General features: G+C 38.9%; 14 protein-coding genes and 2 tRNA genes. 5 read left to right on the top strand and 11 right to left on the bottom strand.

The features are described from left to right. The first annotated feature begins 75 nt into the window (after positions 1-75). Together U735_RS0115915 and U735_RS0115910 are read left to right on the top strand one after the other, a co-directional pair. Positions 76-636, top strand: coding sequence for a TlpA family protein disulfide reductase (locus U735_RS0115915; protein ID WP_031444778.1), 561 nt, complete (start codon positions 76-78; stop codon positions 634-636). Between the two features lie 7 nt (positions 637-643). Further along, on the top strand, positions 644-1,207 hold the full coding sequence (locus U735_RS0115910; RefSeq protein WP_034248534.1) for a TlpA family protein disulfide reductase: 564 nt from the start codon (positions 644-646) through the stop codon (positions 1,205-1,207). A gap of 18 nt (positions 1,208-1,225) precedes the next feature. Here U735_RS0115910 and U735_RS0115905 read toward each other — a convergent pair whose 3' ends face one another. The 5 genes from U735_RS0115905 to U735_RS0115885 all read right to left on the bottom strand — a co-directional run bounded on the left by U735_RS0115905 (position 1,226) and on the right by U735_RS0115885 (position 4,464). Beyond that, positions 1,226-1,684, bottom strand: a complete 459-nt coding sequence (locus tag U735_RS0115905; RefSeq protein ID WP_031444776.1) for a sterol desaturase family protein — start codon at positions 1,682-1,684, stop codon at positions 1,226-1,228. Between the two features lies 1 nt (position 1,685). Then, a complete protein-coding gene (locus tag U735_RS0115900; protein ID WP_031444775.1) occupies positions 1,686-2,525 on the bottom strand; it encodes a phytoene/squalene synthase family protein in 840 nt (279 codons plus the stop codon). A 2-nt stretch (positions 2,526-2,527) separates the two neighbouring features. Next, positions 2,528-3,991 (bottom strand): phytoene desaturase family protein, encoded by a 1,464-nt coding sequence (locus U735_RS0115895; RefSeq protein ID WP_031444774.1) that lies wholly within the window; start codon positions 3,989-3,991, stop codon positions 2,528-2,530. A gap of 203 nt (positions 3,992-4,194) precedes the next feature. Next, positions 4,195-4,281, bottom strand: a tRNA-Leu gene (locus tag U735_RS0115890). A 110-nt stretch (positions 4,282-4,391) separates the two neighbouring features. Beyond that, positions 4,392-4,464, bottom strand: a tRNA-Lys gene (locus U735_RS0115885). A 136-nt stretch (positions 4,465-4,600) separates the two neighbouring features. Between U735_RS0115885 and U735_RS0115880 the strand changes: the two genes are divergently transcribed. Next, positions 4,601-5,116, top strand: coding sequence for a shikimate kinase (locus U735_RS0115880; RefSeq protein WP_031444773.1), 516 nt, complete (start codon positions 4,601-4,603; stop codon positions 5,114-5,116). Here U735_RS0115880 and U735_RS0115875 read toward each other — a convergent pair. The 3 genes from U735_RS0115875 to U735_RS0115865 are packed head-to-tail and all read right to left on the bottom strand — an operon-like array spanning position 5,105 to position 6,559. Next, positions 5,105-5,605 carry a phosphoribosyltransferase family protein gene (locus U735_RS0115875; RefSeq protein ID WP_031444772.1) on the bottom strand — a complete coding sequence of 167 codons (501 nt, stop codon included), beginning with the start codon at positions 5,603-5,605 and terminating at the stop codon, positions 5,105-5,107. The two genes, U735_RS0115880 and U735_RS0115875, sit on opposite strands and share 12 nt — an antisense overlap. Before the next feature lie 8 nt (positions 5,606-5,613). Next, positions 5,614-6,201 carry a methyltransferase domain-containing protein gene (locus tag U735_RS0115870; RefSeq protein ID WP_031444771.1) on the bottom strand — a complete coding sequence of 196 codons (588 nt, stop codon included), beginning with the start codon at positions 6,199-6,201 and terminating at the stop codon, positions 5,614-5,616. After that, a complete protein-coding gene (locus tag U735_RS0115865) occupies positions 6,185-6,559 on the bottom strand; it encodes an RNA-binding S4 domain-containing protein (protein WP_031444770.1) in 375 nt (124 codons plus the stop codon). The genes U735_RS0115870 and U735_RS0115865 overlap by 17 nt, the downstream gene beginning before the upstream one ends. A gap of 151 nt (positions 6,560-6,710) precedes the next feature. On the opposite strand from U735_RS0115865, the gene U735_RS0115855 reads away from it, so the two are divergent. Both U735_RS0115855 and U735_RS0115850 read left to right on the top strand, forming a co-directional pair. Then, positions 6,711-7,628: an FKBP-type peptidyl-prolyl cis-trans isomerase gene (locus U735_RS0115855; protein WP_031444769.1), complete on the top strand. Its 918-nt coding sequence runs from the start codon at positions 6,711-6,713 to the stop codon at positions 7,626-7,628. Positions 7,629-7,773: 145 nt separating this feature from the next. Next, complete coding sequence (locus U735_RS0115850) at positions 7,774-9,309, top strand: IS1182 family transposase (protein ID WP_031444768.1); 1,536 nt, start codon at positions 7,774-7,776, stop codon at positions 9,307-9,309. A gap of 138 nt (positions 9,310-9,447) precedes the next feature. On the opposite strand, the gene U735_RS0115845 is transcribed toward U735_RS0115850, so the two are convergent. The 3 genes from U735_RS0115845 to U735_RS0115835 all read right to left on the bottom strand — a co-directional run bounded on the left by U735_RS0115845 (position 9,448) and on the right by U735_RS0115835 (position 12,106). Next, complete coding sequence (locus U735_RS0115845; protein ID WP_031444767.1) at positions 9,448-10,026, bottom strand: outer membrane beta-barrel protein; 579 nt, start codon at positions 10,024-10,026, stop codon at positions 9,448-9,450. Between the two features lie 234 nt (positions 10,027-10,260). Then, positions 10,261-11,214 carry a transketolase family protein gene (locus tag U735_RS0115840; protein ID WP_031444766.1) on the bottom strand — a complete coding sequence of 318 codons (954 nt, stop codon included), beginning with the start codon at positions 11,212-11,214 and terminating at the stop codon, positions 10,261-10,263. A gap of 37 nt (positions 11,215-11,251) precedes the next feature. Beyond that, the gene (locus U735_RS0115835; protein ID WP_262482712.1) at positions 11,252-12,106 is read right to left on the bottom strand and encodes a transketolase; all 855 of its coding nucleotides are present in this window, start codon (positions 12,104-12,106) and stop codon (positions 11,252-11,254) included. Positions 12,107-12,161: the final 55 nt, after the last annotated feature.

Raw genomic sequence — 12,161 nt, 5'->3', positions numbered from 1 at the left:
TTGTGCTGTAAATACTTTGCAAAAACTCCTGATATTCATCAGGAGTTTTTTAGTTTTGACAAAAGGATAAATTAAATGAAAATTCGTAGAAAAACTGTTTTGAACATCGCCTTAATGGCTTTAATTTTATCTTTTTTTGTGACGCCTTTGGGCGATTATAGTAAGGTGTTGTTAAATAAATGGTTCTCCTTTTCTCCAGAAGTTACCAAAGAAATCAACAGGGGACAGATTAAGGACTACGATTGGAAGCTAAAAGATGCCAATTGGAATTTTTTCAATTTTGAGAAATCCAAAGGTCGTGTTGTCTTTATTAATTTTTGGAGGTCTTGGAATATTCCAAGTGAGGCTGAAGTTGAAAGTATCCAAAAATTATATGACGATTATAAGGATAAGATAGATTTTTATATCATAACCAATGAGGAAAGGGAACCTGTAGAGAAATTTATGGCGGATCATGGTTTTACCTTTCCGGTAACTTATTCCATAGTAGGTGATCCCATGCCTGTAGACGGGTCTAAACCACCCAGATCCTATTTGTTGGATAAGGAGGGAAGGATAGTGATTAGTAAGGAAGGGGTTGCCGATTGGGACAATGACAAGGTAAAGGCCATTTTGGACGATCTTATTGCTAAATAGATACAAAATGATGGTACCTAACAAGAAGTGGATTCTTAACGGTGTTTTTATTCTGGCTGCCCTGGTATTGGTATTTACTCCTGTAGGATTTAAAGTAAAGGTTTTTGCCAGTAAATTGTTATCCAGTAGCGCAGCTATGGTAAAGGAGGGGATGAAGGTTCCCTTGGATTCTTATCAATGGAAATTGACCGATTTGGAAAATAGATCCTTCGATTTTGAAGATCAAAGAGGAAGGATAGTCCTTGTGAATTTTTGGGCTACTTGGTGTCCTCCCTGTGTAGCTGAAATGCCAAGTATGCAGGATCTGTATAATGATTATGGCGATAAGGTTACGTTTATGTTCGTTACCTCCGACGACCGTCAAAAAGTGTTGAACTTTTTGAAAAGAAAGAATTTGGATCTCCCCGTTTACTATCCTGCTTCCGAAACACCTAAAACCCTTAAGTCCAAACTCCTTCCAACTACATATATTATTAACAGAGAAGGTAAAATTGTTGTGGCGGAGACCGGTGCTGCAGATTGGAACAGTAATGAAACAAGGGCACTCATAGATGGCCTGTTGAGTCAGTAGTATAAGAAAGCCCTAATTCTATTTTTCCTTTTTTTGAAAATACTTAAAGGGGACCATTAACATGCCAAAGCATTCTCCGTCTTCTTTTCCCAAATGTTTATGATGCATTTTGTGCGCTCTCCTTACTCCTTTGGCATACCAATTATTTGCATTTCTGAACAATTTAAACCTTTGGTGTATAAAAATATCATGAACAAGAAAGTAAGCGGCTCCATAAGCCAATATGCCAAACCCTAAGGGCCACCCGTACCAAAAGTCGGTTTGGGAACCGAGCCAAAAGAAAGTCATGCTTACGGCAGCGTAGAACAAAAAAAATGCATCGTTTCTTTCAAACCATGAATCGTGGTCCTTTTTATGGTGATCCTTGTGCAGTGACCACAAGAAACCATGCATAATATATTTATGGGTAAACCAGGCCATAAACTCCATAAAGGAAAAAGTGGCCAAGAAAATTAAAATCCAAATCAACATTTTCATTCTAAACCAGTTTTAATTTATAATTAATATACGACTTAACCAACAATCTAAATTTTTGTGGATTGGAAACCCGTATTCTACTACACATGATCTTCGATGAAGGAGTGTCCTGCAATTTTTTAAGCAACTTAAAATAATATCTATATGCCGTATAAACCCCAAATTTAGCTTCACGCGGTAATTGGATTATTCCGGAATATCCCAATTTAAAATCGGCCTTTATTTCATCAACAATTTTGTTTTTGGCTTCCTCAGTCAGATTCTGGAGATTGGTGTTCGGGAAATAAGTTCTGTTTAAATTTTCAAAATCGTTTTTTAAGTCCCTTAAAAAATTCACTTTTTGAAAAGCAGATCCCAAGGCCATAGCGGAGGTTTTAAGTTTTTCGTACGCTATTTCGTCTCCCTTTACAAATACCATTAGGCACATTAAACCAACTACATCGGCGGAGCCATAAATATACTCCTGATACTGGCTCTCCGTAAGACGGATCCTTTTCTCCAAGTCCATCCGCATACTCTTCATGAATGAGGTTACCAAATGCAGTGGAACACCATATTTGTGGAAGGTATGTTGAAAAGAATTCAGAATGGGGTTAAGACTTATTTTCTGTTCAAGGGCGTCCTGCAAATCCTCCTCAAATTTATTCAATAAAAACAACTTATCATAATCGTGAAAACTGTCCACAATTTCATCGGCAAACCTAACAAAGCCATAAATATTATATATATCCCCTCTTATGGAAGGAGCCAACATTTTGGTAGCCAAGGAAAAGGAGGTGCTGTAATGTTGTGTAACCAGCTTACTGCAAGCTTGTGATACAGCATCAAAAATTGACTTCATGATTAGGTTTTTTGATGTTTTACAATAAGTTCTGAAACCAATTTTCCGGAAATTAGGGCCGGTGGTACCCCGGGACCAGGAACGGTAAGCTGCCCGGTAAAAAATAGATTACCTACTTTTTTACTGTGCAATTTGGGTCTAAGAAAGGCTGTTTGCAATAGGGTGTTGGCCATGCCATAGGCATTTCCCTTATAGGAATTGTATTGGTCAATAAAGTCATTTACACAGAAGTCCTCCTTAAAAAGTATACTTTTTTCTACTTTTTGATCAGTTAGTTTTTGAAACCTGTCTAAAATAATATCAAAATATTTATTTCGCAGTTGTTGGGTGTCTTCTAAATCTGGGGCAATGGGAATTAAGAAAAATCCCGTTTCACAACCTTCGGGGGCCATACTGGAATCTGTAAGAGACGGAAAGTTGGCATAGAAGAGCGGTGCTTCGGGCCATTTGGGGTCGTCATATATCTCTTTGGCGTGTTGCTCAAAGCTGGTATCGAAAAATAAGTTATGGTGGGATACGTTCTTTACTTTTTTATCAAACCCCACATAAAATAATAATGAAGAGGGGGCAAAGGTCTTTTTGTCCCAATATTCCTCAGAATATTGGCGAAATTTTGGATCCAACAATGTTTCTGAATGGTGATAATCGGCGCCACTTAGGATAACATCTGCTTTAATGGTATTTCCATTAACTTTTACGCCCGTGGCCTTGCCCTGGGCTACTTCAATCTTTGTTACCGCCTGATCGGTGTAAATTTTGACTCCCAATTCCAAGGCCAAAAGCTCCATGGCCCTAATCACTTGGTACATACCGCCTTTGGGGTGCCAAGTGCCCAGTCCGAAATCGGCAAAATTCATAAAGCTGTAAAAGGAGGGAGTTTTGTTGGGTTTGGCCCCTAAGAAAAGTACAGGAAATTCTAGGGTAGAAATTAGTTTTGGGTTTTTAAAACGTTTGCGGACCTCGTCACTTATAGATTTAAAGAATTGGTCCAGACGCACTATGGTATCTTTGCTTACCAATTCCAAAGGGGAAAGGCCCGGGCGAAGTACTATCTTGTGAATGGCGATTTCATAATTGTCCTGTGCTTTTTTAATGAATTTGCGCAAAGGTTCTGCACTGCCCTTTTCAATTCGTTCAAATTCTTCGCAAATTTTGTCCATACTATCCCCTATGGTAATAACATCGTCCGAAAAGAAAATGTTATAGGCAGGATCCAACTTGTCCAATTGATAATAGTCTGATGTTTTTTTTCCAAAATCATTGAAAAAACTTTGAAATATATCTGGCATCCAATACCAACTTGGCCCCATATCAAAAGTAAAACCATCCCGTACAAATTGCCTTGCTCGGCCCCCAACGGTCTTGTTTTTCTCGTAAATAGACACATCGTATCCCTGTTTTGCCAAATAGCAGGAAGCAGAAAGGGATGCAAACCCAGATCCGATGATAATAACTCTTTTGCCCATAGGTATTTATATATAATTTATGGCACGTCAATTTTACTAAATGCCCGTTTATGAAAATAAGGCTTATTTTCTAGATATGTAAGTCAATTTTTCAAATTGATCACTTATTCAATTTCTTTGTCGTATGTTATGTATTGACTAAGTTGGAGATAAGATAAAGGAATAAAAAAACCGCCAACCTCATTTAAGAAGTCAGCGGTTTTTGGTGCCCACGACTAGATTCGAACTAGCACGTCCTTGCGAACACCACCCCCTCAAGGTGGCGTGTCTACCAATTTCACCACGTGGGCTTAAAAAGTCTTGTTAAAGGACTTTTAGGTCTGTATAAATAGTCTCTAAATTTAAGGAATTGGAAACTATTTTAAACAAAAAAAGTTAAGTACGAGACTTAACTTTTTTGTGACCGGGCTGGGGCTCGAACCCAGGACCCTCTCCTTAAAAGGGAGATGCTCTACCAACTGAGCTACCAGGTCAAAATGAGTTGCAAACTATTGCTGTTTGCGGGTGCAAATATAATATCATTTGTTTGTTTTGCAAGGCCTTTTTGAGAATTTTTTATTTTTTTTTGAATTACCACTAAATTAGACCAATTTTACAAAAAATTACAGCGTGAAAATAGTATTGGTTGGGTATATGGGAAGTGGTAAGACTACCATTGGTAAATTGTTGGCTAATAAATTGAAAGTTAGTTTTTTAGACTTGGATGAAGTCATTGAGCAAGGACTGGAAGATTCCATTTCCAACATTTTTAATGGGAAGGGAGAAATTTTTTTTAGGAAAAAAGAACATGAATATCTTATTGATGTTTTGTCCAAAAAAGAGAAATTAATACTGTCTACCGGTGGGGGTACACCTTGTTATTCTGGAAATATGGAGACTATGTTGAACCTGGCTGATCATGTTTTCTATTTAAAAGTTTCCATTCCCGGACTCGTAAAAAGGTTATTATTGGAAAAAGAACATAGACCTTTGATCAAAAATATTGACAATGGTGAACTGCCCGAGTTTATCGGAAAGCATTTGTTTGAGCGGAATAACTTCTACCTTAAGGCGAATCATATTATCGATTGCGATGACAAGGATCCCGAAACCTTAGTTGCAGAAATACAGGAGTTACTCACTTAGATACACCGAATCGTTTTTGGCTTTAAATTCAACATTGATGTGTTCTTGAAGTGATGTGGAAAGCGATATACCTTTATAATCTGCCTTCACAGGGTATTTCTTATGATTCCGGTTTACCAATACAGCAGTTTTAAGTTGTTTTAAAGGCACGCGTAGAAAATGATGAACTCCGTAAATCAGAGTTGTCCCGGAATTGAGTACATCGTCTACCAAGACTACGGATTTATTGGTGTATTCCGATTCGGGAAGGGAAGTCTTTACACCACTGGCCAAAGGGTTGGACTTGTCCATGATTACTTTGCACAAAACAATGTTGGCCTCGGTGATCTTCTGAAGTACGGCCTGTATCTTTTTGGCAAAGTTTAATCCCCCTCCTTCAATCCCGGCAATGATAATTTCGGGTTCATCAACGTTGGTCTCATAAATCTGGTAAGCAATGCGCTTTATTTTATGCTGTATTTGCTCATGGGATAAAATTCTATTGGACATAGTCGTTTTTATTTAGATTCAAATATAAAAAAGAGTTCCTTATCCGCTCTCGGTTTTATAGAATTGTGAGCGGTTTCCAGAGTCTTGATTTTAAAATGCTCTTGAAAAAGGGACTTATATTCGGTAAGGCTACCTCCAAAAGGCGGTCCGGATTCCGTTAAGGGGAAATTAAACAGTAGCCCGGCCAGTTTGCCGTTTGGTTTTAGCAGTTGCTTCATTTTCTTTGCATAATCTAACCTTAAACATGGATCCAAGGCACAAAAAAAAGTTTGTTCCAGGATCAAATCAAAATTATTTGAAGCCAAATCAAAAAAATTGCCTTCCAGTAGTTGATGCTCCGGAAAATTGGGAATGTTTTTTTTTATATTCTCCAATGGCTGTCTGGCAATATCTATAACAAAAACATTGGAAAAGCCTTTCTCCACTAGATAAAGGAGCTCGTGAGCATTGCCTGCACCTGGAATTAGTATTTTTAAGTCTTTATCTGTAAGCTGGTCAATATATTCCTTTAGAGGGGTGGAAATGTAACCTATGTCCCATCCCATATCTCCATTCTCATACTTTTGTTCCCAATAATCTTTATTCAGCTTCTTCATCCAAGTATCCATCTATATCCCTTCTGTCTTTTTTTGTAGGTCTTCCAGTACCCTTTTTCCGATAATAATCCTTGGAAAATTTTAACAGCTCATTGTGTTCAAAGGCTTCCTTGGGAGTGGTATCCTTTCGGTAGATGTCCACTAATTTGGCACCCACTCTGCTCGCGGGAACATCCAGTACGGTAAACTCATAGTTGATCTGGTTTTTCCTTACAACAACTTTATCCAAGGGGTATACTTCCCTAGATGGTTTTACCACTTGATCATTGATTCTTATATGACCCTTTTTACAAGCCTCTGTAGCTATGTTTCGCGTTTTAAAATAGCGGGTACTCCATAGGTATTTATCAATTCGCATAAACTATTGAAAATCTTTGTTAACGTCCTCTACAAAAATAGTTGAAAATTGTATCTTGCGGCCTTTAATTAAGAAATCAATGAAGCCGATATGGTTAAGATCATAATCCTGAGGCTGCATCCTGTAATTAAAAGACAATAAAAATAAACTGATGAATATAAAGAGATTTCTGGTAGTTGCTGTAATTTTTTTGACTATCTGGTCCTGTAAAAAGGACGATGGGGATGATTTTGAAGTGATTCCTCCCAGACTGCTAAGTGAGGTTATAGTGGAAAATGATGCTGAAATCCAAGCATATTTAAAAACTCATTTTTATAACTATGAAGATTTTGAGGAACCAATTGATGAAGGTTTTGACCTAAGAATTAGGATCGATACCATAGCTGGAGCGAATGCGGACAAGAAATCCCTTTTCGAAGATGCCTTAACCCAAGTGATAAACATATCTTCCAGTGATTTGGGATTGGATGCTGAAGAAGTTGATATTCCACATACCTTGTATTATATAGTGGCCAGGGAAGGAACAGGTGAAAATCCTACCCCTGTAGATTCTGTATATTTAAAGTACCAGGGTATGCGCCTGGATGGGACAATTTTTGATAGCAGACTGGGATCCCCTGTCTGGTTCGATATGCAGGGTTCCGGAATTTCTGGTAATTCTGGGGTAATAAAAGGATTTAAGGAGGGAATGCCCAAATTTAAGTCGGGGGGCGATATAATTGAAAATGGCGATGGTACCTTTACCGTGACCGGAAGTGGGGTAGGTTTAATTTTTATGCCCTCAGGTATTGCTTATTTCAGCGGAAGTGCACCGGGAGCAACCTATGCACCTTTAATGTTTGAAGTAAACCTATTGGCTACCAATACAGCGGATCATGATCGGGACGGAGTAAGTACTATTCTTGAAGATTTGGATGGGGACGGTAATCTTTTTAATGATGATACCGATGAGGATGGACTTCCAAATTATTTGGACACGGATGACGACGGGGATGGTATCCTTACCAAAGATGAATTGGGTGACGCTAATGATGATGGTATTCCCGATTATTTGGACAAAAATATTTGAGGTTGATCTAATAGGTTACCAAATAAAAAGAAGCTGTCTCATTAATAGAGGCAGCTTTTTTTTTTGGATCATTCTTTGAAATAGCTTGATTATCTTGTATAAATGCTAGGTTTTTGCTACATTACTGTTGCAATATTACTACCAAATGAAGCGCAATTTCAAGGAGTACAATCAACAACAAAATTGGCTTTTTCCTCCCTCTATTGAAGAATTGATTCCAGAAGACCATCCGGTTCGGATTGTCAATGGAGTTATCGAACATCTGGATCTAAAGCCACTAATTAAAGCCTATAGTAAAGACGGTCAGCCAAGTTATCATCCAAAGATGATGTTGAAGGTAATGGTCTATGCGTATATGGACAATACCTATTCTACCCGTAAGATAGAAAAGGCCATGCGGGAGAACATTAACTTCATGTGGCTCTCCAATAAGCAGGTGGCTGACCATAATACCATAGCCAGGTTTAGAAGCCAAAAGCTAAAGGATGTTTTCAAAGATATTTTTAAGCAAGTGGTATTATTGCTGGCCCAGGAAGGCCTTGTGAAGTTAAAAGAAGTTTATACCGATGGCACCAAAATAGAATCCGTAGCCGGCCGTTACACCTTTGTTTGGGGCAATGCCCTTAAAACCCAAAAAGAAAAGATGGCCCGGCAGCTCGAAGAGATGTGGGAGTATGCTCAAAGCATTGCTGATGAAGAGGATACCGATCCTACTCCTCCAGATTTTAAAAAAGTCGATAAGGAGAAGGTAGAAAAAACAGCTCAAAAGATTGACAAGATCCTCAAAGGGAATCCTAAAGCCAGCTCTAAAGCAAAAGCAAAAGCCCGCTATATTGCGAAAAATTTTCCTGCCAACCTGGAAAAATATGAGCAACAGGAGCAACTCCTTGGCAACCGAAGCAGTTATAGCAAAACAGATCCCGATGCTACTTTCATGCGAATGAAAGAAGACCATATGAAAAACGGGCAGCTTAAGCCAAGCTACAATGTACAGATCAGTTCCGAAGATCAGTTCATCCTAAATTATACCCTACACCAGGACACCAATGATATTCATACCCTACGGCCTCATCTTGAGAATTATGAATACCTCTATCAAAATCTTCCAGAAACTCTTACTGCTGATGCTGGTTACGGAAGCCAGGAAAACTATGAACTACTCTCTGAAAAAGGAATCAAAGGCTATGTAAAATTCAACACTTTTGATAAAGAACAAAATAAGGCAGGAAAAAAGCGTAAGGAAAAGGCTCCCTTCCACCGGGACCAACTTTATTACAATGAAAAGGAAGATCATTATGTATGTCCGATGGGACAGCGGATGGAGAAAATAGCCCAAGCAACAAAGACCACCAAATCAGGCTACAGGCAAACAGTAAGTAAGTATAGCGCAAAAAATTGCAATGGGTGTCCAATAAGGAATGTTTGTTTTAAAGGAAAATACAATCGGGTAATAGAACGTAACCATGCCCTGGAGCATTACAAACAGAAGGCTAGAGAGCATCTTTTATCTGAACTAGGAGAAATAAAGCGTAGAAAAAGAACGGCTGATGTGGAGCCGGTCTTTGCCCATATCAAATCTAACCGAAATTTTAAACGATTTACCCATCGCGGGTTGGATAAAGTGGAATTAGAGTTCGGATTACATGCCCTGGCGCATAATATGAGAAAGAAAAGTGCCTAAAGCACTTAAAATCTCCTTCCAAAAAATTAAAATGGCCTACTTCATGAAAAAATTCAGATGAAAATCTATAAAAAAACAAAAACCGCCTCATTTTAGCAAACGAGACAGCTTCTTTTAGTTTCTGTAAAAATGTTTTTTTTAAAGTTTTAAGGCAACACTTAAAACCAATTGATCTGGTCTTGTGTCAATTCGGTCATTGGAAAAAGCACCGTCAACAACAGTCACTTCATTCTCACTAAAACCCCTTTCGTATCTCAGGTCTATTCCAAACCTTCCAAAAGACAGTCCGGCACCAATATTTAGACCAACCGTAAAATCATTTTCAACATCGCCGATGGTGATCCCGTCATAATCCGTATCCAAAATATATTGAAACGCTGGTCCGGCAAAAACGTTAAGTGGGCCTATGATATTGATACCCAATAGAACAGGAAGATCTAGTTTGCTCATGTTCAAACTATTATTTTCATAGTCCGATTTTGTTTTGGTGTAAACCAATTCAGGTCTCAGGTAAATTTTATCCCCAACCTGCCCGAAAATTCCTAGGTGATACCCCACGTTGCTTTTAGGGTCTTTGTAGGCTTGTTCGGTAGATTCAAAATAATCACCATTAGCGCCATAGTTAAGTCCGCCTTTGATGCCGAACCCTGAACCTTTTTGCGCGTGTGCAGTTATGCCCATTAAAGCAATAGCTGCTAATAAAACTGTTTTCTTCATCATACTGTGTTCTTTTAAAATTAGAATACATTGTGCAATTTTAGGCACAACTTTTTTAATTGTTTAACCTAAAAAGAAATTATCTTGACACGAAAAGGCTAAGTTAGTGGCACAAAAAAACCGCTAAATTCTACCTTTATTGCTGGTAGGTTTTTAGCAGTTTAGTTGAGTTCTGTTCCATAGTTTTCGCCATTTGTCATGTTAAGAATCCTCATCTCCCTAAAAGGGATTTGATTATTTTCTTTTTAACACACTCACAACGGCGTTCTCTATAGCTTTATTGTTTAATCCGTATTTATCCATTAATTGTTCAGGTGTGCCACTTTCCCCAAAAGTATCTTTGGTAGCAACAAATTCTTGGGGTGTGGGGTGCGTGGTAGCTAGGAATCCGGAGATACTTTCACCAAGTCCACCTAAATAATTATGTTCTTCCGCAGTAACTATGCAACCTGTTTTTTTAACAGATTTTAACACTGCTTCCCCGTCAAGAGGCTTAATGGTATGTATGTTTATTACTTCGGCGGATATGCCTTGTTTTTCTAAATTTTCGGCTGCTATCAAGGCTTCCCATACCAAGTGACCAGTGGCAACTATGGTAACATCGGTTCCCTCATTCAGCATAACGGCTTTACCTATTTCAAATTTTTGGTCAACAGGGGTAAAGTTGGCCACTTTTGGTCGCCCAAACCTTAGATAAACAGGACCGTGATGTTCTGCTATTGCAATGGTGGCGGCCTTTGTCTGATTGTAGTCGCAAGTGTTGATGACGGTCATTCCGGGCAACATCTTCATCAATCCCAAATCTTCCAATATTTGGTGTGTAGCACCGTCTTCACCTAGGGTAACCCCCGCATGGGAAGCACAGATTTTTACGTTCTTATCGGAATAAGCGATAGATTGTCTTATTTGATCATAGACCCTTCCAGTTGAAAAGTTGGCAAAAGTTCCGGTAAAGGGAATTTTTCCACCTATGGTAAGTCCTGCGGCAATACCCATCATATTGGCTTCGGCAATACCTATTTGGAAGAAACGCTCGGGATTTTCCTCTATAAATTTCTCCATCTTAAGGGATCCTACCAAATCAGCGCACAAAGCAACTACATTGGGGTTGGTCCTGCCCAATTCGGCCAGTCCCGCACCAAAACCACTTCTTGTGTCATTCTTACCTTGATCTATATATTTTTTCATCTGTATTTTCTTTAATTTTTTTGGAAAAGGTTGTGGATTAGTAATCCCCTAAGGTTTCTGGGTTCTGCGCCAAAGCGGTCGCCAATTGCTCGTCGTTGGGAGCCTTACCGTGCCATGCGTGGGTGTACATCATAAAATCTACTCCGTGTCCCATTATGGTGTGCAATAGTACACATACCGGTTTTCCTTTTCCGGTCCTACTTTTGGCTTCTTTCATCCCTTTTATAACGGCTTCCAGATCATTTCCTTCCTTTATGTCCAAGACATCCCATCCAAAAGCTTCAAATTTTTTCTTTAGGTCTCCCATAGGAAGTACATCCTCCGTAGCCCCGTCTATCTGTTGGCCGTTATAATCTATGGTGGCAATAATGTTGTCCACTTTCTTACCAGCGGCATACATAATGGCTTCCCAATTTTGGCCTTCCTGTAACTCGCCATCACCGTGAAGGGTATAGACCAGTTTGGAATCTTTGTTGAGCTTTTTGGCCTGTGCAGCACCTAAGGCCACTGACATGCCCTGTCCCAATGAACCTGACGCGATTCGTACACCAGGCAAACCTTCGTGAGTAGTAGGATGGCCTTGTAAACGCGAATCTATTAATCTAAAGGTATTTAATTCATCAACTGGAAAGTATCCTTTTCTTGCCAGAACACTGTAGAAAACAGGGGATATGTGACCATTGGATAAAAAGAAAAGATCCTCTCCTTTTCCGTCCATATCAAATCCGCCCTTAAGCTCCATGATTTCATTGTAAAGGGAAACAATAAATTCAGTACAGCCCAAGGAACCTCCTGGATGCCCTGAGTTTACCTTATGAACCATTCTTAGAATGTCCCTGCGAACCTGAACGGTCAAATCTTGTAATTCTTGAAGTTTTGGCATTTTATCTATATTTTTTAAACTTTTCAAAAGTAATGGCAATCTTTTGGGTACACAAGCAGGAATT

It is taken from the genome of Arenibacter algicola, assembly GCF_000733925.1.
Lineage (GTDB): Bacteria > Bacteroidota > Bacteroidia > Flavobacteriales > Flavobacteriaceae > Arenibacter > Arenibacter algicola.
This window is presented reverse-complemented; position numbering and strand designations above follow the sequence as displayed.